We start from the raw sequence: 23,350 nt of genomic DNA on the forward strand, positions 1-23,350 counted from the left end.
GATTGTTGTTTCTTGTGGTCGATATTTCTGCGCGGGCGGTGTGGAATGGCAATCTTTTTCTTTCGCCTGGACGGACCAAGACAGACCTCCTGCAGCCGGTTCGTGCATCTATCTCTTGGCAAGTCCGCAGCCGTTGAATCCCCGGCCGCGCCAGCACCCGCTGCTCATGCACTCGGCTTCCAGCCGTGGACAAGCGGTTGAAGCGCAATCCGCGCGGCCACCCATACCGACGCATGCCGTGGCGCACCTGCTTCGCATGAACGAACAGCTCATGCCGCTTCCGGTCTGCCGCGGTTGCCCTGCTCCGGCCTGATCTGGCGGCAGCACGGCCGTCTTGTCCTCGCGCTTGGGCGCCCGCTTCGAATCAGGTTGGCCCGGACTTGCAGCGGGGCTCTGTGTCGTCAGCTTGGAGAGTTCCATCCGACACGGTCGGCTGGTATCGGTGCGGACGCCGGCGCCGGTGGTTCCTTTCAGCTCGAGTGCGAGCTTGTACTGATAGGGCGCGCCGGCTGTGCGGCGCAGCGGATCCTTCTCGCCAATCAGCCCGTTGACGGTGACAGTCGCGCTGCCATCCGCTTCGATCTTCCCGTCATAGATTGTGGCCCCGGGCTTGCCCTCTTCCCCGGAGAGAGTGTGCAGCACGCCATCCTTGACGCGCAGGGCATACTGGAAATAGGCCTCGGGAAATGGGGGCTTGTTCTCGCAAGTCTCCTTCGCGATCCAGGTTCCATCGAATGCGGTTACGCGCTTGGCGGTGTCTGATGGTTTCGCCAAGGTCTCGACGCGCGATTTCGCCAGATCTGCGAACGCGCAGGCCGGGAAGCGTGCGAGGTGATCCTTGAATGCCGCGAGCGTTCCCAGCGCTTCCGCGCTACGCCAATGGTCTCCGGCCTCCGCGCAGGGATCGACCTGAGGCGTCGCAGGCGACAACGCCGCCGTCTCGGGCTTGCCGTTCAGGTAGAACTCGCCGAAGAACGACAGCGACAGCTCCGGTACTTGCGAGCCTTTGGAGCGCTGGTAGACGCCGGCGCTGATCGTCTGAAATACCGTGTTGACGTTGCCCTTGTCGCCGATGTGCTCCAGGAACGCGCTGGTGTAGGGGCTGTTGCGGCCGCTGCCGTCGTCGGCGGTCCGGCCGGCCTGTGTCGCGTAGGAAATGATGGTGCCCTCGGGACTTTCCATCTTGGCAAGGCCGCGTGAGACGGTGACGCCACGGCCCTGTCCGACGTTTCGCCGCAACTCGTCGGCAAATGGATTGTCGCGGCAGGCGTCGAGCACGAGGATGCGCAGGTTCTTGGCCTGCTGCAGATCCGCCAGGATCTCGTCGGCGCGCACCAGACGGCGCAGATCGACCTCGTCGCGAACGACGGCATCGACAGGCACCAGATAGTTGACGCCGGCGAACTGGAGCGCGTGCCCACTGTAATAGAACAGGGCGACATCGGCGCCGCGGGCCTCACGCGCGAAGCGAAGAATGGTGTCCTGCATGGCGGACTGGTCGAGGTCGGTCGTGACAACAGGATCGAACCCCGATCGCTTGAGGGCCGCGCCGACATCGGCCGCATCGTTGGTCGGATTGGCGAGCGGGGGAACGTTTCGGTAAGCGCCGTTGCCAATCACCAGCGCGACGCGCTTGTCCGCGCGGGCATCGAGGCTCGACAAAGCGAGCAACAGGAAACACCAGACTAGGCAATAGGGCAGACGCATGAAATCCTGCTCCAAACGGGGAGCATGATATTCAGCAAGCTCGCAGCAATGCAATTTAACTTATGACGGCCCAGCGGCACGGGACCAAAAAGAAAGGGGCTCCAACTTGCGCTGGAGCCCCTCAACGGTCGGGACATTGCCGGGTATGTGCCCCAAACCGTAGTTGTGAGCGCGACCTCCGAGGAGGCCGCGCCCGGGAGGAGACTTACATGTTGTAGGCGCGCTCTGTGTGCTCGGTGATGTCGAGGCCTTCACGCTCGCTCTCGACATTGGCGCGGAGGCCAACGATCACATCGACGACCTTGTAGAGAATCGCCGAACCGATGCCCGACCACACCAGCGTGGTGCCGACGCCCCAGACCTGGGAGATCATCTGCGCCGCGAAGTCGTAATCGGCAACCTTCGGCGGGATCGCGGTGTAGTCGATGATGCCCGCACCACCCAGCGCCGGATTGACGAGGATGCCGGTGCCGAGGGCGCCGATGATGCCGCCGACGCAGTGCACGCCGAACACATCGAGGGAGTCGTCGTAGCCGAGCGCGTTCTTCACGACGGTGCAGAAGAACAGGCAGACCACGCCGACCACGAGGCCGAGGACGATCGCACCCATCACGCCGGAGAAGCCGGCGGCAGGCGTGACGGCCACGAGGCCCGCGACAGCGCCGGAGATGACGCCGAGCACCGACGGGTGACCCTTGATGATCCACTCCGCGAACATCCACGACAGCGCGGCGGCTGCGGTGGCGACGAAGGAGTTGGTCATGGCGAGGGCTGCGCCGCCGTTGGCTTCGAGGTTGGAGCCGGCGTTGAAGCCGAACCAGCCGACCCAGAGCAGCGAGGCGCCGATCATCGACATCGTCAGCGAGTGCGGAGCCATCAGCTCCTTGCCGTAGCCGACGCGCTTGCCGATCAGCAGGGCGCCGACGAGGCCTGCGATGCCGGCGTTGATGTGCACCACGGTGCCGCCCGCAAAGTCGATCGCGCCCTTCTTGAAGATCCAGCCTGCGTCGGCGTTGATCTCATCGAGCTTGGCCTGCGCTGCGGTCTTCGCCGCGCCATCAGCCGCAGCAGCCAGAGCCTTGGCTGCGTCCTGGATCATGTCCGGGCCGGGCCAGTACCAGACCATGTGCGCGATCGGGAAGTAGATCAGCGTGACCCAGAGCGGGACGAAGAGCGCGAGCGCCGCGAACTTCATGCGTTCGGCGAAGGCGCCGACGATGAGGGCGGGCGTGATCGCCGCGAAGGTCATCTGGAAGCACATATAGATGAGCTCCGAGATGTTGGCGTCGACCGAGAAGGTCGCGGCCTTCGAGTCGGTGGTGACGCCCATCATGAAGGCCTTGGAGAAGCCGCCGATGAAGTCGGAACCGCCGGTGAAGGTGAGGCTGTAGCCGTACACGGCCCAGATCACGGTGACGACGCAGACGGTGTAGAACACCTGCATCAGGACGGAGAGCATGTTCTTGGAACGGACGAGGCCGCCGTAGAACAGCGCGAGGCCGGGGATCGTCATCAACAGCACGAGCACTGTCGATGTCAGCATCCAGGCGTTGTCTCCCTTGTTGACCGTTGGCTCGGCGTAGGCTGCGGTCGCAGCGAACAGGCCGACTGCGAGAGCCGCCAATCCCGCGCCATAGGGACGCTTAAACGTCATTTCATTTACTCCTGATTGAATTTTGATTGAGCGCGAAATCAAAGGGCCGCAGCATCGGCCTCGCCGGTGCGGATGCGAACCGCATGGTCGAGATTGATGACGAAGATCTTGCCGTCGCCGATCTGTCCGGTTTTCGCGGCGGTCGTGATGGCGTCGATGGTCTTGTCGACCTGGTCGGAGGCGACAGCGACCTCGATCTTGATCTTGGGCAGGAAGCTCACGGCATATTCGGCGCCGCGATAGATTTCCGTATGGCCCTTCTGGCGGCCATATCCCTTGACTTCCGTCACCGTGAGACCGTGAACGCCGATGGCGGTCAGGGCGTCACGGACTTCTTCCAGCTTGAATGGCTTAATAATCGCCATAACAATTTTCATGGGTCCTATCCCCGCTTGGGCCCGGTCCGGACGTGGCCGGGCGCTTCTCGACTGGTTCGCCACGAGGGAGAAAGTTCACTACGCGGGCACAGCCAGGACCCTTAGAATCAAATGCCGTGCCAGATCGGGCGTGTTGCCTAACGGACTATGAAAACGGGTGTTTTCGCGTTTGACGCGTAGTGCCGTGCAGTGCGCCATTACGCCGCGCTCAATACCTGACCATGCCTGATTAAAATACAGGCACGACAGGCTGTCGACACATTGGTGCTCACACGTAGGGCAGCAGAAAGGTATTTCCGTAAGGCGCGCGCCTATTGCAGGGCTTGTCGTGCCGCGAAATATCGGGCCCGTCGCACTTGTGCTCACGGAATGCGCGCAACCGGCCAACCTGCTTGAGCGGGCGAGGCTTGCCGGACGGGTCCCCGGCAGGGACCGTCAGGCGGCGCTGCGTTCCGCGAAGACCCGGTCGATCAGGCCCCAGTCGACCGCCTGCTGCGCGGTCATGAAATGGTCGCGGTCCAAGGTCCGTTCCACGTCCGGTTCGGGGCGCCCGCAATGCTGGGCATAGAGCCGGATGATGCGCCGCTTGGTTTCCTGCATTTCGGTGGCGTGGATCAGGATGTCGGACGCCTGGCCCTGAAAGCCGCCGAGCGGCTGATGCACGTGAAGGCTCGCATTGGGCAGGGCGGCGCGGTGACCGGGCTCGCCGGCCATCAGCAGAAACGAGCCCATCGAGCGCGCGGTGCCCATGCACAGCGTATGCACCGGCGCCTTGATGAATTGCATGGTGTCGTACATCGCAAGGCCGCTGGTGACCACGCCGCCATAGGAATTGATGTAGAGATTGATCGGCTTGTTCGGATTCTCCGCCTCCAGAAACAGGAGCTGCGCGCAGACCAGTCCGGACATCGCATCATTGACCTCGCCATTGAGGAAGATGATGCGCTCGCGCAACAGGCGCGAATAGATGTCGAAGGATCGCTCGCCGCGGGCGGATTGTTCGACGACCATAGGGACGAGCTGAAGCATGTCGCGCATCGGCGACCTCCATTTTCTGCGGGTGATGAAGTGGTGTTGGTGTCAGGCGGCCGCGCGCATCAGGCAGCCATTGCTGTTGGCCGGCTGCGGCAGCTTCATACGGATCTCGCAGGCTTGCTGGATGATGCGAAAGCGGGTGCCGCCATCCTCGTTCGGCTCGATCCGGAAGATGACATGGCTTTCGCGAAACGGCGGTTCGGAATCGCGCAGCCGGTAGCGCACCTCCTGGCCCGGGATCGCTGATTCCGGCTCGGCGCCCGCAAGATCGCAATCCGGCAACCAGCGCTCGCGCAAAGCCGGAATGGTCACCGCGCGCCAGACCTTGGCCGGCGGCGCATCGAATTCATATTCGAGCACCAGGTCTGTTTTGAGCGCCAAGTCTGCGTCGGAGGGATCAGGCTTCACGGCGTCGCTCATTGATCCATCTCCTTCAAGAGATCGGCGAGGGCATCCATGCGTTTCGGCCAATAGGCGCGGTAGCGCGCAAGCCAGGCCCCGATCGCGGAGATTCCTTCGGGATCGACTTCGTAATTCACAAAGCGGCCCTGCCGCTGTTCGCGCACCAGGCCCGCGCCGCGCAGCACCGCGAGATGCTGCGACATCGCCGGTTGGCTGATCTCCAATCCGTCGCGCAAGGCGCTGGCATTCAGGCTTCCGCCGGCAAGCTTCTCAAAGACCTTGCGGCGGGTCGGGTCGGCCAGCGCTTTGAAGATGTCGGCTTCGATCATGGCGACACATAAGCATACGCTTATGTGTTGCGCAAGCCCAATTACTGCAGCGCCTCGCCGTGCTGCGAAATATCCAGCCCCTCGAGTTCGTGCTCGCGGGAGACCCGCAACGGCACGAACAGACCGACCAGCTTGAGCAGGACGAAGCTCATGCCTGCCGACCAGACGAAGGTGACGGCGACCCCGTAGAGCTGGATAAGAAGCTGCTGCGGATGGCCTTCGAGCAGGCCGGCGGTGCCGCCGATCGCGCTCGTTGCGAACACGCCGGCCAGCAGGGTCCCGGTCATCCCGCCGATGCCGTGGACGCCGAACACGTCGAGCGAATCGTCATAGTCGAAGCGGTGCTTCAGCCAGGTGCAGGCCCAGTAGCAGACGAGGCCTGCGATCACGCCGATGACGATGCCGTGCCAGGGCGCCACGAATCCCGAGGCCGGCGTGATGGTGCCGAGGCCGGCCACCGCGCCGGAGATCATGCCGAGCACGGACGGCTTGCGCCGCGTCGACCATTCGATCGCGCCCCAGGTCAGCGCGCCGGAGCAGGCTGCGAGATGGGTCGCGATGATCGCCATCACCGCGCGAGAATTGGCTGCGCCCGCCGAGCCGCCGTTGAAGCCGAACCAGCCGACCCACAACAGGCCGGTGCCCATCACCGCGAGCGACAGATCGAATGGCGAGAGATTTTCCGTGCCGTAGCCATGACGGCGTCCCATCACCTTCGCCGCGACGAGGCCGGCGGTGCCGGCCGACAGATGCACCACGAGGCCGCCGGCGAAATCCAGCACGCCCATTCCGGCGAGGAAGCCGCCGCCCCACACCCAATGCGCGAGTGGAATGTAGACGAAGATGAACCAGGCCACGGAAAAGAGGAGATAAGCGGAGAACCGCATCCGGTCGGCCACCGCGCCCGCGACCAGCGCCACCGTGATGATCGCAAACGTCATCTGGTACAGCATGAACAGCGCTTCCGGGATCGTCTTCGCCGCCGGGTTGACGCTGTCCATGGTCATACCGGAGAGAAACCAGCGGTCGAGCGTGCCGATCCACGGGCCGTCGCCGACGAAGCACAACGAATAGCCGAACGCGACCCAGAGAATGGAGATGATCGTCACTGCGGCGAGGCTCTGCGCCATGGTGGCGAGGACGTTCTTCTTGCGCACCATGCCGGAATAGAACAGCGCGAGCCCCGGGATCGTCATCATCAGCACCAGCGCGGTGGCGACGATCATCCAGGCGGTGTCGGCAGTGTTGATCTCGGAGCCCGCGGCACGCGCCGGCGAAGCCATGATCGACCCAAGCCCGATCGGCGCGGCGATAGCAGCCGCGCGGCGCAACAATCCCGCCATGTCGTTTCCCCCAGCTATTGATTGTGTCGCACGCCGTGGCGCCGTTGCCCGGTGCGATCCAAGAAGAGCGTTGTCGAGCGAAGCGGTTACCGGTTCGCGAAAAGAAAACGCGTCAAAGCAAAAATCTAGAGCGCGTCGCTGTCGGTCTCGCCGGTGCGAATGCGGGTCGCGTGATCGATCGGCGTGACGAAGATCTTGCCGTCGCCGATCTGGCCGGTGCGCGCGGTCGCGGTGATGACCGCGACGGCCTTCTCGGCGATATCGGAGGCAACCGCGATCTCGATCCGCAGCTTCGGCAGGAAATTCACGACATATTCGGCGCCGCGATAGATCTCGGTGTGGCCCTTTTGGCGGCCATAGCCCTTCACTTCGGTCACGGTCATGCCGTGGACGCCGATCGCCGTCAGGGCCTGACGGACCTCATCGAGCTTGAAGGGTTTGATGATCGCGACGACGAGTTTCATGGTCAGGCCTATTCCCCGGGATGCGCCGCGCCGTATGTCCCCGGCGCAGCGTCAATCTGGCATCTTTCCGGGCAAATGGCATAAAAAACTTGCAGATTGAAGCGGAAAATCGTTGGGCCATGTGAACGGCCGCCTCTGTACAGGGCAGCCGTTCATCCTCCACAATGCGTTTTTGGCATGGATGCGATGAACCCAAGCGTCGCGGCCGGTACAAAACTATGTTCGAGGGGGACGCTTCATGGCGAGTTGGTTCTACGCATCCGAGGGCAAGCAGCAGGGGCCCTATCCGGAAGGGCAATTCCGTGACCTCGTCGCCCAGGGAGACGTGCGTCCGGATACGCTGGTGTGGTCGGACGGCATGGCCGGCTGGCAGAAGGCGGCCGAAATCCCCGGCCTGATCGGCGGGGGCGGTGCGCCCCCGATGATGCCGGCTGGCGGCCCGCCGATGATGGGCTCCGGGGGCTACGGCGGCGGTGGCGCCGGAGGATCGCTGGCGGTCGATTTCGGCATCCTCGAGTTCACCTGGCGCAGCATCGTGATGCTGATCGGCATGTGCTTCATCATCCCGGTGCCGTGGGTGTTCGTCTGGTACACGAAATGGATCGTGTCCTGCGTGAAGGTCCCCGGGCGGCCCAATCTCAGCTTCACCGGCCATGCGATGGCGCTGGTGCCCTGGTATTTCGGCTTCATCGTTCTGGCGGTCGTGATCGGCTACATCGGCGTTCCCTTGCTGAGCAATTTGCTGTTCATCGCCCAGCTCGTTCTGTACTGGCTCCTGATCACATGGATGGTCGCGAATCTCGCCTCCAATGGGCAGCCGCTCGGCCTGAGCTTCACCGGCACGGTTTGGGCCTATGTCGGCTGGAGCCTGCTGTTCGCGATTTCCATCATCACCATCATCGGCTGGGCCTGGGTCGCCGCGGCTCAGATGCGCTGGTTCTGCCGCAGCATCGAAGGCACGCGGCGCGAGATCGTGTTCAACGGCAGCGGTCTCGGGATTCTCTGGCGGGGCATCGTGGCCGCATTCCTGTGCGGCTTCATCATCCCGATCCCGTGGGTCTATCGCTGGATCATGAACTGGTTCGCGTCGGAGACGGTTCTGGCTCCGCGGGGATCGCTCCGGGCCTGACCTCGAAAGGCACAAGCGCGATCGATCGTGCTTGTGCCTCTTAGGCTCTCCGTTCGCGCACCGAGCCTTCCTGCGCGACGGAGGCCACCAGCGTGCCGTCAGGCTTGAAGATCGAGCCGCGGGTCAAGCCGCGGCCGCTTCGCGCGCTCGGCGAATCCTGTGCGTAGAGCAGCCATTCGTCGGCGCGGAACGGGCGGTGAAACCACATCGCGTGGTCGAGGCTCGCGGGCATCATGCGCTTGTCGAACAGGGTGCGGCCGTAGCGCGCCATAATCGCATCGAGCAGCGAGAAGTCCGACGCATAGGCCAGCGCGCACATGTGCAGCGCCGGATCGTCCGGCAGCGTTGCCGCGGTCTTGATCCAGACATGGATGCGGCCGTCCTCGATCCTCTCACCGAAATAACGGCCGAGCTCGACCGGGCGCAGCTCGATCGGACGGTCGGATTCATAATAGCGGCGGATGAACTCCGGCATCTCCTTGAACATCGGCTGCTTCGCGACTTCCTCCGCCGTCAGCTTTTCCGGCGGCGGCACGTCGGGCATCTTGTCCTGATGATCGAACGCGCTCTCTTCCTCCGCGTGGAACGACACCATGATCGAGAAGATCGCGTTGCCATGCTGGATCGCGGTGACGCGTCGCGTCGAGTAGCTCTTGCCGTCGCGCAGGCGCTCGACCTGATAGATGATCGGGATCTGCGGATCGCCCGGCAGGATGAAATAGCAATGCAGCGAATGCGGCAGCCTGCCCTCGACGGTGCGGCACGCTGCAACCATCGCCTGTCCGATCACCTGGCCGCCGAACACCCGCTGCCAGCTGGTCTTCGGACTGTTGCCGCGGAACAGATTCACCTCGAGTTGTTCGAGGTCGAGGATCGAGATGAGGTCGATCAGGCTCTTGGACATGGATTTCAGCTTTCGCCTTGCCGCCCCGGGGTTCGCTGCTCCGGATCGACACAATGGGGGCTATCCGCCCTTGTTTCACCGCACTGTTTCGCCCACCTCAAGTCTGCTAGCAAGGCCAGGATTTAGCCGGGAATTGGGTATGTCGGTACAGGGTAGCATTGTCATCGGTGGCGGCGCGTTTGCGGGCCTGGCGCTGGCCCTGGCGCTGCGCCAGGGGCTCGGCCCCGAGATCCCCGTCATCGTCGCCGACCCCGCGCTCTCCACACGTCCGAGCCGGGACCCGCGCGCGACCGCGATCGTGGCCGCCTGCCGCCGCCTGTTCGAGGCGATCGGCGCCTGGGACGACGTCAGGGGCGAGGCGCAGCCGATCCTCGACATGATTGTCACCGATTCCAAGCTGGAAGACGCCACCCGTCCGGCGTTCCTCAACTTTGCCGGCGACGTCGCGCCGGGTGAGCCCTTCGCGCATATGGTCGAGAACCGCCGCCTCATTGATGCGCTGGTGGTGCGCGCCGAGGCCGAGGGCATCGATCTCCGCGCGACCACAGTGTCGTCTTACGACGCGCGGGCCGAAGGTATCGACGTGACGCTCGGTGATGGCAGCGTGATTGCAGCGAGCCTCCTGGTTGCGGCCGACGGTGCGAAGTCGAAACTGCGCGAGCGCGCCGGCATCGCCACCCACGGCTGGGAATATGATCAATCCGGCATCGTCGTCACTGTCGGCCATGAGCGCGATCACGAAGGCCGCGCCGAAGAGCATTTTCTGCCGGCGGGTCCGTTTGCTATCCTGCCGCTTTCGGGCAAGCGCTCCTCGCTGGTATGGACCGAGCGCCGCAGCGAAGCCGCGCGTATCGTTGCGTTGAGCGATGGGGAATTTCACGGCGAGCTCGAGCAGCGCTTCGGCCTGCATCTCGGCGAGGTGAAGGCGCTCGACAAGCCGCGCGCGTTTCCGCTGTCCTATTTCGTCGCACGCTCCTTCATTGCCCAGCGCCTCGCGCTGGTCGGCGATTCCGCCCACGTCATCCACCCAATCGCGGGCCAGGGTCTCAACATGGGGCTGAAGGACGTCGCCGCGCTGGCCGAGGTCGTGGTCGATGCCGCGCGGCTCGGCATGGATATCGGCGGCGTCGACGTGCTCGAACGTTATCAGCGCTGGCGCCGCTTCGACACCATGGCCATGGGCGTTGCCACCAACTCGCTGAACTTCCTGTTCTCCAACCAGTCCACCTTGCTGCGCACCGTCCGCGACATCGGCCTCGGCCTCGTCGATCGCGCCCCGCCGCTGAAGAATCTTTTTATCCGCCAAGCCGCGGGTTTGACCGGTGAGATACCGCGGCTGTTGAAGGGCGAGGCGCTGTAGGATTTTCGGTAGCCCGGATGGAGCGCAGCGTATTCCGGGGCCGCTGCGTCATACGAGGAACCCCGGATTTCGCTGCGCTCCATCCGGGCTACAAGTCTCTCATCGGGCCACAAGTCCCTCAATCGATCTTGCGGGCCTCTTCCGGCAGCATGATCGGGATGCCATCGCGGATCGGATAGGCGAGCTTGGCGCTGCGCGAAATCAGCTCCTGCTTTGCAGCATCGAACTCCAGCGGACCCTTGGTCAGCGGGCAGACCAGAATCTCCAGCAATTTGGGATCGACGCTGGCTTCGGGGCGTTCGGTGGGCGCGTTCATGGGGGTCTCCGACGGTCGGTTGCCTCTAGCATAAAAAATCGTAGCAGCCCATCGCGTCGCCTCAAGCGGCAACCATCCGCAGAATCTCGTCGAGCAGGCCCTCAAGCCGCGCGGCCGGCGCTGGCGGGCCCGACAGGGCGAAGCCGAGAAACGTCCAGTACAGGATTTGCGCGCGGGCTCGCGCTGTCGCCGCCTCGAACCCGCGCTTCCTCAGCAGCTCCTCGATATAGTCGAGCCTGCGCCGGTCGATGGCACGCACCGCCGTTTGTGCCGCCGCATCGAAGGCCGTCCAGTTCCGCACCGCGCGCTCGAGGTCGAGCCGCGCGCCAAAAGTCCTGCGCAGCAGCGCTTTCAGCGGCTCGTCGCTGTCCGCCTCGACATCGGCGATGATCTGCTCGGCCGCGATCTCGCGCCAGCGCTTCAAGAGAGCAGCATGGAATGCGCCGAGATCGGCGAAATGCCAATAGAAGCTGCCGCGCGAGACCCCCATGGCTTTTGCCAGCGGATCGGCCTTCAGCGCGGTGAAGCCGTCTCGCGCGAGCGCCTTCAGTCCCTGTTTGATCCAGTCGTCGGCGGTCAGCTGTTCGGCCATGTCGGGTTCCGGATGCAAACATACACTAGTGTATTGACAGCCGGCAGGCCAGCGCCTATCCCACCATACATAACTGTATGGACCATATTTGCAGGGAGCTTTGACGATGCGTGATCTCTTGCTCCAGTGCGCCGGGGTCTTGACCATTGCCGTGGCCCTCATTCATGGCATTCTCGGCGAGACCAAGGTCTTTGCCCGCGCCCGCATCGAGCCGGAGCGGCTCCGCACCCTGATCCGCCTGGTCTGGCAGGCCTCGACCGTCGCCTGGATCGGCGGCGGTGTGCTCCTGATCGCGGCGCCCTGGATGCAATCGGAGCCAGCGCGTCACTGGATCGTCGTCACCATGGCCGGTGTGTTCGGCTTCTCCGCTCTCGCCAACGCATGGGCCACAAGCGGCCGGCATTTTGGATGGATGGCGCTCACCGCCGTCGTCGTCATGGCGGTTGCTGGCTACTGAGCTTGCGCGTCGGGATCAGCCTGCTGTCAAACCGTGAGACGTAAGGCCGCAGTGTCGTCTCAAATGCGCGCTGCATACGGAGAGCGCTGAACTTTTTCGGATCGTTAGAATAACTCTAAAGCGAACTGGCCGCGAACCGCATTGACTTCATCATGTGCTTTGCTTCCTTCGGTCCCGCTTCGCCTGCCGGCGCAGCGCCCACGACAGAAGAGGAGACGTTCGTGAAGGTTATTCGTGTTGTTGCCGTTGCATTGACGATCGGGATTGGCATGGGATCGGCAGCCTTGGCCGATGGTTTCAAGGACTGCACCAAGCTCGACAAGGCGTCGTGGAAGCCGGCGAGCGACGCCGAAGCCAAGGCCAAGGCGCTCGGCTACGAGGTGCGGCGCTCCAAGATCGAAGGCTCGTGCTACGAGGTCTACGGCGTCAAGGAAGGCAAGCTTTACGAGCTGTTCTACAGCCCAGAAGATCTCAGCCTGAAGCACACGATTGCGAAGTAGACCGCGCGAAGTGTCTGCGCAATGCTACGCCTGAGGGTGGTCCTCGCTTGATCGAAGAAACGGTGCCGCACGCTCGCGGGGGGTCCGACCGGACCCCCGCGGATCGAACCGCCGCGCGGACAGTCGCGGTCTGGGACCTCCCGCTGCGGCTCTGGCACTGGGCGCTCGCGGCTTGCGTTCTGGCCGCGTGGTTCACGCCGACCGTCTATGACCGACTTCACCGCATCGTCGGTTATGCCGTACTCGGCCTTCTTGCGTTCCGTCTGGTCTGGGGTTTTTGGGGAAGCCGCTATTCGCGCTTTCGCATGGTCGGCGTCAGGCTTCGGGCCGCGCCGGGTTATCTCTGGAATCTGCGCCGCGGCATCACCGGCCGCTATATCGGTCTCAATCCAGCCGGCACGTTGATGCTGGTGGCGCTGCTGGTCTCGCTGGCGGTCTCGACGATCACGGGCGCGATGTCGGTGACCGTGACCTTTTTCGGTGTCTGGTGGGTCGAGGACACTCACCATTATTCATCCGACGCGGTCATCGTCCTGATCGTGCTGCACGTCTTGGGCGTGCTGATGATGGGGCGTCTTCAGCGCGAGAATCTGATCAGCGCGATGATCACTGGACGTAAGCGCATCCGTCATCACCTCTAGAGCACTATTGGTTCTGATTGTGTCAGAACCGAAGCTTCGGTTCGGCGCGTCTCCTCCCCCGCCAATCGGTGTCGCCTTCCTCCGCTCCAGGCCTCGCTGCCGGTTCCAGAGTGCTCTCGGTTGGCTCTACGACCGGTGGCGCGCATTGTCCTGCGCGGGCGCCCGCCAGATTTCAAATTGCACTGACCACGTTAAGCAACCAATAAGCATGCAATCAGGCGTTGCACAAAATTAACGCGAAGGCGGATTAGCACGGACACTATCGGCAATATCCACGATGGAGCGGCTGGGATGTTTCGGGTTTTCGCTTGCCTTGCCGTCGAGCACGATTGGCGGCTTGTCCTGCTCGCCGGTCTGGTCTGCTTGCTCGCGAGTAGCGTCGCGGTCAGTATCTTTCATCGTGCGATCGTGGCGCCCGCAAGAACGCGGTTGATCTGGATCGGGATTGCCGGCGCTGCCATCGGATATGGGATCTGGGCAACGCATTTCGTCGCGATGCTCGCCTACGAACCCGGCGTTACGACCGGTTACGGCATCGTACTGACGGCGCTTTCGCTTGCTACGGCAATGCTGTTGACGTCGGGCGGCTTCGGCATTGCGGCCGGCTATTCCGGCCGGTGGCGCGCCGCGGCAGGCGGTGTCGTCATTGGCGGCGGCATCGCCAGCATGCACTATCTCGGAATGTGGGCACTTGAAGTGCCGGGCCGCGTCACCTGGTCGCTGGATCTGGTGTTTGCCTCGGTCATTCTGGGCATGTGCCTCGGCTGTGCCGCCCTCGTTGTTGCAGTCAGGTACAAGAACTCCTGGGGCGCACTGTTGGCGGCAGTCCTGCTGACCCTTGCTATCGTCTCGCATCACTTCACGGCGATGGGTGCCGTGCAGATCGTTCCAGATCCGACGCGTTCAACCGACAGTCTGTCGCTTTCGCCGACTTTCCTCGCTCTCGCCATCGCCGGCGTGGCACTATCTGTACTTGGGATGAGCCTGATCGGCGTACTCGCCGACCGCCGCCTGGCAAGTAGAACCAGCAAATTCGAGGAGATCATCAGCCAGCTTTCGATCGCCCGGCAGCAGCTCGAAGGCTCGCAGAGAGAGTTGCAGGATCAGACGCTCAGGCTGGACACCGCGATCAACCACATGGTTGAGGGCCTTTGCATGTTTGACGCCAAGAAGCGGCTTGTCGTCTGCAACGAGCGCTACGCCCGACTCTATCGGCTGCCGCCGGAACTGCTGCGGACGGGGACGTCGCACACCGACATCATCAGGCATCGCATCGTGAACGGAATCCTCAAGGGCGATCTCAGCGAGGGGGCTGCCGAGCAATTCATCTCGAAGCTGGCCGCGCTGCCGTTCGATGCGGTCTCAAGCAGGATCGACGAGTTTGCCGACGGTCGGTTGATCTGCGTGACGCGGCAGCCAATGGCCGGTGGCGGATGGGTTGCCACACATCTCGATGTGACCGAGCAGCGCCGGTCTGAGGCCAAAATCACTCATATGGCGCAACATGACGCGTTGACCGATCTGCCCAACCGCGTGCTGCTCAGGGAGCGGATGGAGCATGCCATCGCAGTTACTCGCAACGGTGGCGTCGACTTGGCCGTGCTCATGCTCGACCTCGACCGCTTCAAGGAAGTCAACGACACGCTTGGACATCCGGCGGGGGATTCCCTGCTCCGCGCCGTCGCCGCGCGCCTGCGCGAATGCACCACCGAAACCGCGTTGATCGCTCGACTGGGCGGCGACGAGTTCGCAGTGATCGATTACGTCACCAATCCAGCCGTGGAGGCTGCCGGCCTGGCCGAGAGCATCGGAAGGGCGCTTTGCGAGCCCTTCGATCTCGGCGATCACCGGGTCACGGTCGGCACCAGCATCGGAATCGCCATCGCGCCGCGCGATGGCAGCGATTCCGACGTGATCATGAAGAGCGCGGATCTCGCCCTCTACTCCGCCAAAAGTGGCGGACGTGGCGCATACCGCTTCTTCGAGCCGGAACTCGACGAGCTCATGCACGCGCGACGCAACCTGGAGCACGATATGCGGGATGCCCTTGCCGATCGTCAGTTCGAGCTCCACTATCAGCCGTTCGTCAGCGCCGCTACCGGCGAGACCCGCGGCTTCGAGGCCCTGCTCCGCTGGCATCACCCACAGCGAGGACTGGTCACGCCGAGCGAATTCATCCCGCTTGCGGAGGAGACAGGCCTTATCGTGCCGCTGGGAGAATGGGTCTTGCGGACCGCCTGTGCGGAAGCCGCCAATTGGCCTGCGCATGTCAGGATCGCTATCAACCTATCTCCCGCTCAATTCAGGAGCAAGGAACTCGTTGCTGTCATTGTCGGCGCGCTGGCGAGTTCGGGAGTGGCGCCACACAGGCTCGAGCTCGAGGTCACCGAGACGGTGATCATGCACGATAGCGAGGCTGCTTTCGCGGTGCTCGGACAATTGCGCGAGCTTGGCGTGCGAGTTGCCCTGGACGATTTCGGCACCGGCTATTCGTCTCTGAGCTTTCTGCAGAGATTCCCGTTCGACAAAATCAAGATCGACCGCAGTTTCGTCAGCGAACTATCCAGCCCGAGCGCAGAGGCGCACCATCTTGCGCGGGCAGTGGTTCGTTTTGCTGTCAGCCTCGGCAAGATAACGACCGCCGAAGGCGTCGAAACGAAAGAGCAGCTGGACATCCTCCGTGAGGAAGGCTGCGTCGAAACACAAGGCTACTATTTCAGCCGGCCGATGCCTGCATCCAGCATCACCAGCATGCTGCGGCGAGGTGCCGAAGCGGCCTACCACGCTGCATGAGCATTCCTACCCTCACTGCAGCGGCGGATCGCCGCTGGTGCGCTTCTTCGCGAGGTCCATCTCGGTCACCGCGATCAAAATTTCGGCGCGGGTCTTCAGGTCGGGCGCTTCCAGCATCGCCTGCTTCTCGGCCACGCCATAGGGCGACATCATCGCCAGCGCGTTGACGAGTGCTTCGTTGGGAGCGGTCTCGACGCCCTCCCAGTCAACCTTGAGGTTGTTGGCCTTCAGAAAGTCCGCCAGCACCGTCAGCAGTGCTTCGCGATCGACCTCCTCCTCGCCCATGCGCGGCGTGAAGTCGTCGACGAAGGCAAAGAAATCCACCTTGCACTGCCGGTAGGCGGTGAGAACCTCAAGCTCCTCGACGACCTTGAAGCGCGAGACACCGGTGAGCTCGAGGATGTAGCGGCCGTCGCCGGATTCCGCGAGCTGGGTGATGCGGCCGACACAGCCGACACGGAACAGCGCCGGCTTGTCGGAATTCTTGGGCGAATGCGCGATGTCGGGCTGGATCATGCCGATCAAGCGATGGCCGTCGCGAAAGGCATCGTCGATCATCGCGAGGTAGCGCGGCTCGAAGATGTTGAGCGGCATCTGCCCGCGCGGCAGCAGCAGCGCGCCCGGCAGCGGAAACACCGGAAGGATCTCCGGAAGGTCGGCCGGCCCGCGATATTCGATGTTGATCGGCATCTGCCGGGTCCCCTGGCCTTGCCAGCGCGCGTCAGGAAAACAGGATGATCGACAAGCGCTTGCGTCCCTCGACGGTTGCATCGTCCGTGCCGCCCCAGGCCTCGAAGAACTGTACCAGCTGCTTGCGGGCGCCGTCGTCGTTCCATTTGCGGTCGCGCTTGACGATCGCGAGCAGCTGCTCGGTGGCCGCTGCCCGGTTGCCTTGCGCGTTGAGCGCGATCGCGAGGTCGAATCGGGCCTGATGATCGAGCGGGTTTGCGGCGACTTTCTGTTCCAGCTCGGCGACGGGCCCGAGCTGTTCCGCCTGCTCGGCCAGATCGATCGCGGTCTGCACGGCTTTCACAGCCGGGTCGTTGCGCTTGGATTCCGGGACCATGGCGAGCGTCTGCTTGGCCTGCTCCATCGCGCCGGAGACGGCGTAGCATTTCGCGAGCCCGGCGAGGGCCGCAATGTTGGTCGATTCGAGCTGCAACACCTCCGCGTAGATCTGGGCGGCCGCGGCGGCATCGCCCTCTGCGAGCACGGCCTCGGCTTCCTGGAGGATCTCCGCGATATTCGGCTCACCCGGCGCGGTCACGCCCTTGGTCAGCTTCTCGATGAAGGCGTTGAGCTGGCTCTCCGGGACCGCACCCATGAAGCCGTCGGCCGGCTGGCCGTTGACGAAGGCGATCACCGCCGGAATCGACTGGATGCCCATCTGGCCCGGGATCGCCGGGTGCTGGTCGATGTTCATCTTGACCAGCTTGACCTTGCCCTTGGCGGCCTTGACCGCTTTTTCCAGCAAGGGCGTGAGCTGCTTGCAGGGGCCACACCACTCCGCCCAGAAGTCGATCAGCACCGGCTGGCGCTTCGATTCCTCGATGACGTCCTTCACGAAGGTCTGGGTAGTCGTGTCCTTGATCAGATCGGCGGCAGCCGGGCCCGCTGCTCCGTTACCCTGGTCGATGATCGTCACGGGATCCCCTCGTCTGATGTCTGGAATTGGCGGGTCTTTAGCACGTCGCCAATTCATATGCTTCGCTGTTGGCCCTAAATTGGGCCGGGACGGCCGAATTTCAATCCGTGTGGGCCGATTCGCCGGTTCCGGAGCCTTTTTTGGGGCATTTGGCCGCGTTCGGGTCCATATCGGGCCTCCGATTGCGCATCTATGCCGCCGGTAGCTGTTGCATTCCCCTCCCGCTTTTGGCATACGACAGCCGTTGCCGGCGCAGTCATGCGACCGACACAGGATGCGGGTGTAGCTCAGTGGTAGAGCACGACCTTGCCAAGGTCGGGGTCGAGGGTTCGAGCCCCTTCGCCCGCTCCAATTTTCTCCCAAAGCATCCAGTGAGCCGGATGGGCACGTGGTTTTCCACGCCTCTGGCGGCCGTTTGGGTCTCGAATGACAATTCTGGTCACAGGCAGCGCGGGCCATCTCGGCGAGGGTCTTCTCCGCACGCTCCGCGGGCGCGATTCGTCTGTGCGTGGGATCGACCTGAAGCCATCGCCCTTCACCGATGCCGTGGGCTCGATCGTCGATTCCGACTTCGTCCGGGCCCAGATGGACGGCGTCACCGCGGTGATCCACACCGCGACCCTGCACAAGCCGCATGTGGCGACCCACAGCAAGCAAGACTTTGTCGACACCAACGTCACCGGCACGCTCAACCTGCTTGAAGCGGCCGTGGCCGCCGGCGTGCGCAGTTTTGTCTTCACCAGTACCACCAGCGCGTTTGGCTCGCAGCTTCGCCCCGAGGCGGGCCAAGCCGCGGTGTGGGTCACCGAGGACCTGCCGCCGATTCCGAAGAACATCTACGGCACGACCAAGCTGATGGCCGAAAATCTCTGCGAGCTGTTCTGTCGCGAGCGCGGCCTGCCTGTCGTGGTCTTGAGGACCTCGCGCTTCTTCCTGGAAGACGATGACGATCCGGCGATGCGGTCGGCTTACGCGCCGGAGAATGCGCAGGCCAACGAGCTGCTCTATCGCCGGCTGGATATCGCGGACGCGGTGAGCGCCCATCTGCTCGCCGCCGAGCGCGCGCCGGACATCGGGTTTGCCCGCTACATCCTGTCGGCCACGAGCCCGTTCGAGCAGCGCCATCTCGCCGCACTGGCGCGCGACGCGGCCGGTGTGGTGCACGAGCTCTGTCCGGATTGTGCGGAGCTCTATGCGGCGCGAGACTGGCGGCTGTTCCCCGCGATTGACCGCGTCTATGTCAACGAGCGCGCGCGGCACGAACTCGGCTGGCGGCCCGAATTCGACTTTGCGCATGTCCTGAAATGCCTTCGCGATGACCGCGATTTTCGCAGCACGCTGGCGCGCGATGTCGGGTCGAAAGGCTATCATGAGACGATTTTCGACGATGGTCCTTACCCCGTCGCCCCGTAGCCGCCACCTTTGCTAATTCGCTCGATTCGTCAGATGTCTACCCGGAGTCACCGGCAGCAAGATGGCCGGAGCCGTTCTACTTTGCATGGGGTTGTTTTCGCGTTTTTTTGTTCCAGACCTCCTGCTGCCTGCAAATTAGCCGCGCATGATCTCGATTCTGCGCTGCAGCGAGAGCGTTGTCGTCGCGGCATTCGCGATCATTGCCTTTCCGTCTCAATTTTTACTGAGCGCTATCGCAGCGCACGCGGCGCGCTTCTCACCGCTCGCAGATGTGCTAACCTTCTGCGTCTGTCCTCTCGACAGAGTCCGAACTTCGCCTCTCGATAGCAAATTAAAATAAATGTGCAGCCCTGATGGCTGCCTTAGGGGAGTGACGCGATGAAATTCCATCGATCCGTCTTTCAATCCGTCCTGGCGCTTGCAGCGGTTGCCCTTCTCGCGGGGACAAGCGTCGGTCACGCGCAGCAGCAGGACAAGAACAAGCCGCTGAAGAAATACGAATCCGGCACCAAGGAGTTCTGGACCCATCCGCCGGACGACTGGTTTCTCGGCGACGAGACCGAGGCGCAGAAGGGCCTGGCGCCGCCGTCGGGTCCGCCCACCGGCGCGTCCGACGCCGAGCTCGCCAATATCGTCAAGAAGGTCAAGCTGCCGCCGGGCTTCAAGATGGAGGTCTACGCCTCCGGCGTGCTGGCCGCGCGGCAGATGGCCTGGGGTGACAAGGGCACGCTGTTCGTCGGCTCATTCGGCCTCGGCAACGTCTATGCGATTAAGGACAACAACGGAAAGAAAGAGGTCAAGACGATCCTCAAGGGCCTGAACATGCCCACGGGTCTGGCCGTCAAGGACGGTGCCCTCTACGTCATCGCGGTCGACAAGCTGATCCGCTACGACGACATCGAAAACAAGCTCGACAATCCCGGCGAGGGCAAGGTCGTCTATGACGACATGCCGTCCTATGCCGCGCATGGCTGGAAATACATCGCGGTCGACAAGGAAGGCTGGTTCTACATTCCGTTCGGACCGCCCTTCAACATCGGCATTCCCCCGACCAGCGTGTCGCAGATCCGCCGGGTCGATCCCAAGACCGGCAATGCGGAAATCTATGCGCTCGGCGTTCGCAACTCGGTCGGGGGCGACGTCGATCCGCGCACCGGCAAGTTCTGGTTCACCGAGAATGCCCGCGACTGGATCAGCGACGATCTGCCCTCAGACAAGCTGAACATGATCAGCAAGATCGGCGAGCACTTCGGTTATCCCTACTGTCACCAGGGTGATCTGCCGGATACCAAGTTCGCGATGGGCCACAAATGCTCCGAGTTCACGCCGCCCGTGCTGAACCTCGGCGCTCACGTCGCTCCGCTGGGCATGAAGTTCTATACCGGCGACCAATTCCCGGCCGAGTACAAGAACAACATCTTGATCGCCGAGCACGGCTCCTGGAATCGTCACAAGTACCAGGGCGGCCGCATCATGCGCGTGATCGTCGGTCCCGACGGCAAGAACGCCAAGCAGGAGGTGTTCGCCTCCGGCTGGATCGAGGGCGACCAAGGCTATCTCGGCCGTCCCGACGACATCATTCTCGCCAAGGACGGCTCGATCCTGGTCGCCGACGACTGGGCCGGCGCGATCTACCGCATCAGCTACAGCAAGAAGTAGCGTAAGACGACGCGAGGCTGCGGTGCCGAGAGGGCGCCGCAGCCTTTCTCATTTCAATTTCGCACGCTGTCGTTTCCGATCGCGCACCGCTTGCGCGCAAGTCCGGAACCCTTGGCCACGAACGCGGGTTATCGAATTCTCAGATGCGTCATTGCGCATCATAGCTCGCGCTTCTTCGCCCCGGAATGACGCGTTCGATAGATCGGAATTCCAATCATGCGCCGGCAGTTCATCTCGCACGCAATCAGCGCGGTCGCGCTCCTCGCGCTCGGTTCTCTCCCCACGAGCGCCGCCGACAATGCCGCGATCAAGGAGAAGGCCGCCGTCTGCGCCGGCTGTCACGGCGAGAACGGCATCTCGCAGACCGAGAACATTCCTTCGCTCGCGGGCCAGCCCGATCAATTTCTGCAATGGCAGCTCGTGTTTTTCCGCGCCGGCTCGCGCAAGAACGACCAGATGCAACCCATCGCCGAGGAAATCACCAACGAGGACGTCCGCAATCTCGGCGCCTATTTCGCCGCGCTGACGCCGCCCACAGCGGCGGAGGACAAGGATCCGGACCTGTCGAAAAAGGGCGCCCAAGTTGCCGCCGGCCGCCGCTGCGCCTCATGTCATACGGATAGCTTTGCCGGCACCAAGGCCGTCGCGCGGCTGGCGGGCCAGCGCGAGGAATACCTGGTCAAGGCGCTGCACGACTACAAGAGCAGCCAGCGCGTCGGCGGCGGTGGCGCTGCGATGGCCGATGTCGCCTATCACATGAGCGATGAGGAAATCACCGCCGTCTCGCACTATCTCGCGTATTTCAAATAGCGGAAGCTGCGGCTACCCCACCCGCTGCTTCTCATACGCTTTCAAATGCGTGTAGGCGATGCGCAGCTTCGGCACCGGCACCTTGGCGGCATCGGCGCGAGCGATGAGGTCGCCGATGACGTGATCGGCCTCGACCGGCAGGCCCGCCTTGACGTCGCGGAACATCGAGGCCGTCATCGGTGAACCCTCGGTGGTGAGGTTGCCCTTCACGCGCTCGAAGAACGGCCCGCCCGGCGTGTAGCCCGACGCGGTGGCGATCGCGCTGGTCTCGTCCAGCATGCCGAGCAGGAAATCCCTGCCGCCGGGAGCGGCGAGAATATTGCCGACGGAGGTGCGCATCAGGCTGGTGGACGCGGCCAGCGAGGACAGGAACACCCACTTTTCCCACATGTCTTGCATGATGTTCTGGCTGGCGGTGGCCCCAGCGATGCCGCTCTTGAAGGCCTCGTCGATCGCCTTGACGCGATCCGACAGCTCGCCGTCGCGCTCGCCGTAATTGATCGACTGCATCGGCTGGAGCTGCACCACCTCGCGCTTCTCGTTGAGCGTCGCGGCGATGGCGCAGAGGCCACCGAGCACGCGCTCCTTGCCGAACTTGTCGTCGAGGATATCGAGATGCTTCATGCCGTTGAGCATCGGGATGATCGCCGTATTGGGCCCGACTGCTGCCGCGAACGACTTGATGGCGTCGTCGAGGTCGAAGGCCTTGCAGCTCAGCAGCACGACGTCGAACTTGTCCTTGAGCGCGTCGGCCTGAATGGTCGGCGGATTTTTCAAGGTCACGTCGCCGTTCGGGCTTTTGATGACGAGGCCGGCGCTCGCGAGCTCGCTGGCGCGCCGCGGCCGGACCAGGAAGGTGACGTCGCGGCCGGCCTGCAACAGCCTGCCACCAAAATAGCCGCCGATGGCGCCAGCGCCGACCACGAGGATACGCATGGGATTGTCCTTGTTGTTGGTTCTTTTTCGTCGTCTTGGCGAAAGCCAGGACCCATTACCCCGACTGCCTCTTGTCGGACAAGTCGGAGCCCCCGCCTATCGCCAAACGCGATCCGGTGGTTATGGGTCCTGGCTTTCGCCAAGATGACGTCGAGGACATTGTTCGGTTTCCCTGCTTCGAGAAAATCACTTCCCCGACACCATCTCCTCGACCTCGCGCAACTGCTCCTTGCCGAAGAACATCTCGTTGCCGACGAAGAAGGTCGGCGAGCCGAACGCGCCCCGCGCGACAGCTTCCTCGGTGTTCTTGATCAGTCTGCCCTTCACCTCCGGTTCCCCGGCGCGAGCGAACAGCTTTTGCGCGTCGAGGCCGGAGGACGCCAGCGCCTTCGCGGCGATTTCCGGATCGTCCATCTTCTTCGGCTCGCCCCACATGTGATGGAAGGCGGCTTCGACATATGCTTCGAACACGCCCTCGAGCTGCGCCGCGATCGCTGCGCGCATCAGGTTCAGCGTGTTGACGGGGAAGAACGGATTCATGACATAGGGCTGCACCTGGAAGCGCTTGACGAAGCGCTCGGTCTCGACCGCGTGGAATTCGCGCTTGTTCTTGATGCCGGCAAGCGTCTCGGCGGGGGACTTGTTGTTGGTCGATTTGAAGATGCCGCCGAGCAGGATCGGCACATATTCGAATTTGACGCCGATGCGCTGCTCGATGGCGGGGATCGCGAGATGGCTGAGATAGGCGTTCGGACTGCCGAAATCGAACAGGAATTGCGGGGCTGTGCGGGTCAAAATCATGCTCCCTGACGTCGCTTTTTTCGCATTGTGGCGCAGCGCGCGCCGCGGGTCTACCGTTTAATGACGGTCATAATCTCTTGATG

The 23,350-nt window shown here is 63.2% G+C and carries 25 protein-coding genes and 1 tRNA gene; 10 read left to right on the plus strand and 16 right to left on the minus strand.

All coding sequences use genetic code 11. From position 1 onward, the window contains the following. Window positions 1-108: 108 nt before the first annotated feature. The 8 genes from IVB19_RS00085 to IVB19_RS00120 all read right to left on the minus strand — a co-directional run bounded on the left by IVB19_RS00085 (window position 109) and on the right by IVB19_RS00120 (window position 7,311). The gene (locus tag IVB19_RS00085; protein WP_039801002.1) at window positions 109-1,707 is read right to left on the minus strand and encodes a caspase family protein; all 1,599 of its coding nucleotides are present in this window, start codon (window positions 1,705-1,707) and stop codon (window positions 109-111) included. A gap of 205 nt (window positions 1,708-1,912) precedes the next feature. Then, on the minus strand, window positions 1,913-3,361 hold the full coding sequence (locus IVB19_RS00090; RefSeq protein WP_018459661.1) for an ammonium transporter: 1,449 nt from the start codon (window positions 3,359-3,361) through the stop codon (window positions 1,913-1,915). 38 nt (window positions 3,362-3,399) lie between these two features. Continuing rightward, the gene (locus tag IVB19_RS00095; protein ID WP_007598642.1) at window positions 3,400-3,738 is read right to left on the minus strand and encodes a P-II family nitrogen regulator; all 339 of its coding nucleotides are present in this window, start codon (window positions 3,736-3,738) and stop codon (window positions 3,400-3,402) included. Between the two features lie 435 nt (window positions 3,739-4,173). After that, window positions 4,174-4,776, minus strand: coding sequence for an ATP-dependent Clp protease proteolytic subunit (locus IVB19_RS00100; RefSeq protein WP_018459663.1), 603 nt, complete (start codon window positions 4,774-4,776; stop codon window positions 4,174-4,176). A gap of 42 nt (window positions 4,777-4,818) precedes the next feature. After that, window positions 4,819-5,193, minus strand: a complete 375-nt coding sequence (locus tag IVB19_RS00105) for an SRPBCC family protein (protein WP_018459664.1) — start codon at window positions 5,191-5,193, stop codon at window positions 4,819-4,821. Then, the gene (locus IVB19_RS00110; protein WP_018459665.1) at window positions 5,190-5,504 is read right to left on the minus strand and encodes an ArsR/SmtB family transcription factor; all 315 of its coding nucleotides are present in this window, start codon (window positions 5,502-5,504) and stop codon (window positions 5,190-5,192) included. Before IVB19_RS00110 ends, IVB19_RS00105 begins: the two co-directional genes overlap by 4 nt. 41 nt (window positions 5,505-5,545) lie before the next feature. Next, window positions 5,546-6,847 (minus strand): ammonium transporter, encoded by a 1,302-nt coding sequence (locus IVB19_RS00115; RefSeq protein WP_018459666.1) that lies wholly within the window; start codon window positions 6,845-6,847, stop codon window positions 5,546-5,548. A gap of 125 nt (window positions 6,848-6,972) precedes the next feature. Beyond that, on the minus strand, window positions 6,973-7,311 hold the full coding sequence (locus IVB19_RS00120) for a P-II family nitrogen regulator (RefSeq protein WP_007598647.1): 339 nt from the start codon (window positions 7,309-7,311) through the stop codon (window positions 6,973-6,975). Between the two features lie 238 nt (window positions 7,312-7,549). Between IVB19_RS00120 and IVB19_RS00125 the strand changes: the two genes are divergently transcribed. Continuing rightward, window positions 7,550-8,440 (plus strand): DUF4339 domain-containing protein, encoded by an 891-nt coding sequence (locus IVB19_RS00125; protein ID WP_247820862.1) that lies wholly within the window; start codon window positions 7,550-7,552, stop codon window positions 8,438-8,440. Between the two features lie 40 nt (window positions 8,441-8,480). Here IVB19_RS00125 and tesB read toward each other — a convergent pair whose 3' ends face one another. Further along, the gene (gene tesB, locus IVB19_RS00130; RefSeq protein ID WP_018459668.1) at window positions 8,481-9,344 is read right to left on the minus strand and encodes an acyl-CoA thioesterase II; all 864 of its coding nucleotides are present in this window, start codon (window positions 9,342-9,344) and stop codon (window positions 8,481-8,483) included. Window positions 9,345-9,483: 139 nt separating this feature from the next. Between tesB and IVB19_RS00135 the strand changes: the two genes are divergently transcribed. Beyond that, entirely contained in the window at window positions 9,484-10,704 is a 1,221-nt protein-coding gene (locus IVB19_RS00135) for a ubiquinone biosynthesis hydroxylase (protein WP_018459669.1), read from the plus strand. Window positions 10,705-10,822: 118 nt separating this feature from the next. Here IVB19_RS00135 and IVB19_RS00140 read toward each other — a convergent pair whose 3' ends face one another. Next, window positions 10,823-11,020 carry a Trm112 family protein gene (locus IVB19_RS00140; protein WP_018459670.1) on the minus strand — a complete coding sequence of 66 codons (198 nt, stop codon included), beginning with the start codon at window positions 11,018-11,020 and terminating at the stop codon, window positions 10,823-10,825. A 61-nt stretch (window positions 11,021-11,081) separates the two neighbouring features. Then, entirely contained in the window at window positions 11,082-11,612 is a 531-nt protein-coding gene (locus IVB19_RS00145; RefSeq protein ID WP_247295815.1) for a TetR/AcrR family transcriptional regulator, read from the minus strand. A gap of 106 nt (window positions 11,613-11,718) precedes the next feature. Here IVB19_RS00145 and IVB19_RS00150 point away from each other — a divergent pair, with 106 nt between their 5' ends. From IVB19_RS00150 to IVB19_RS00160, 3 genes are all read left to right on the plus strand, one after another. Then, window positions 11,719-12,069 (plus strand): hypothetical protein, encoded by a 351-nt coding sequence (locus IVB19_RS00150; protein ID WP_018459672.1) that lies wholly within the window; start codon window positions 11,719-11,721, stop codon window positions 12,067-12,069. Window positions 12,070-12,290: 221 nt separating this feature from the next. Then, complete coding sequence (locus tag IVB19_RS00155) at window positions 12,291-12,569, plus strand: PepSY domain-containing protein (RefSeq protein ID WP_007598654.1); 279 nt, start codon at window positions 12,291-12,293, stop codon at window positions 12,567-12,569. A gap of 47 nt (window positions 12,570-12,616) precedes the next feature. Then, the gene (locus tag IVB19_RS00160) at window positions 12,617-13,210 is read left to right on the plus strand and encodes a cytochrome b/b6 domain-containing protein (protein ID WP_018459674.1); all 594 of its coding nucleotides are present in this window, start codon (window positions 12,617-12,619) and stop codon (window positions 13,208-13,210) included. A gap of 231 nt (window positions 13,211-13,441) precedes the next feature. On the opposite strand, the gene IVB19_RS00165 is transcribed toward IVB19_RS00160, so the two are convergent. Further along, on the minus strand, window positions 13,442-13,609 hold the full coding sequence (locus IVB19_RS00165; RefSeq protein ID WP_231191005.1) for a hypothetical protein: 168 nt from the start codon (window positions 13,607-13,609) through the stop codon (window positions 13,442-13,444). A gap of 9 nt (window positions 13,610-13,618) precedes the next feature. Here IVB19_RS00165 and IVB19_RS00170 point away from each other — a divergent pair, with 9 nt between their 5' ends. Next, on the plus strand, window positions 13,619-16,003 hold the full coding sequence (locus IVB19_RS00170; protein WP_231190990.1) for an EAL domain-containing protein: 2,385 nt from the start codon (window positions 13,619-13,621) through the stop codon (window positions 16,001-16,003). A 12-nt stretch (window positions 16,004-16,015) separates the two neighbouring features. Here IVB19_RS00170 and IVB19_RS00175 read toward each other — a convergent pair whose 3' ends face one another. Then, the gene (locus IVB19_RS00175; RefSeq protein ID WP_018459676.1) at window positions 16,016-16,693 is read right to left on the minus strand and encodes an LON peptidase substrate-binding domain-containing protein; all 678 of its coding nucleotides are present in this window, start codon (window positions 16,691-16,693) and stop codon (window positions 16,016-16,018) included. A 31-nt stretch (window positions 16,694-16,724) separates the two neighbouring features. Beyond that, window positions 16,725-17,648, minus strand: a complete 924-nt coding sequence (gene trxA / locus IVB19_RS00180; protein WP_007598659.1) for a thioredoxin — start codon at window positions 17,646-17,648, stop codon at window positions 16,725-16,727. Window positions 17,649-17,924: 276 nt separating this feature from the next. Between trxA and IVB19_RS00185 the strand changes: the two genes are divergently transcribed. From IVB19_RS00185 to IVB19_RS00200, 4 genes are all read left to right on the plus strand, one after another. Then, window positions 17,925-17,999, plus strand: a tRNA-Gly gene (locus tag IVB19_RS00185). Between the two features lie 75 nt (window positions 18,000-18,074). Then, window positions 18,075-19,061 (plus strand): NAD-dependent epimerase/dehydratase family protein, encoded by a 987-nt coding sequence (locus tag IVB19_RS00190; protein ID WP_018459677.1) that lies wholly within the window; start codon window positions 18,075-18,077, stop codon window positions 19,059-19,061. Window positions 19,062-19,439: 378 nt separating this feature from the next. Continuing rightward, window positions 19,440-20,720 (plus strand): PQQ-dependent sugar dehydrogenase, encoded by a 1,281-nt coding sequence (locus tag IVB19_RS00195; protein ID WP_085349220.1) that lies wholly within the window; start codon window positions 19,440-19,442, stop codon window positions 20,718-20,720. Between the two features lie 216 nt (window positions 20,721-20,936). Beyond that, window positions 20,937-21,530, plus strand: coding sequence for a c-type cytochrome (locus IVB19_RS00200; RefSeq protein WP_018459679.1), 594 nt, complete (start codon window positions 20,937-20,939; stop codon window positions 21,528-21,530). A gap of 12 nt (window positions 21,531-21,542) precedes the next feature. Here IVB19_RS00200 and panE read toward each other — a convergent pair whose 3' ends face one another. Beyond that, entirely contained in the window at window positions 21,543-22,466 is a 924-nt protein-coding gene (panE, locus tag IVB19_RS00205; protein WP_018459680.1) for a 2-dehydropantoate 2-reductase, read from the minus strand. A 186-nt stretch (window positions 22,467-22,652) separates the two neighbouring features. After that, window positions 22,653-23,267 carry a 2-hydroxychromene-2-carboxylate isomerase gene (locus IVB19_RS00210; protein WP_018459681.1) on the minus strand — a complete coding sequence of 205 codons (615 nt, stop codon included), beginning with the start codon at window positions 23,265-23,267 and terminating at the stop codon, window positions 22,653-22,655. Window positions 23,268-23,350 lie beyond the last annotated feature (83 nt).

Origin of the sequence: Bradyrhizobium sp. 187, from assembly GCF_023101005.1 — a bacterium.
Lineage (GTDB): Bacteria > Pseudomonadota > Alphaproteobacteria > Rhizobiales > Xanthobacteraceae > Bradyrhizobium > Bradyrhizobium canariense_D.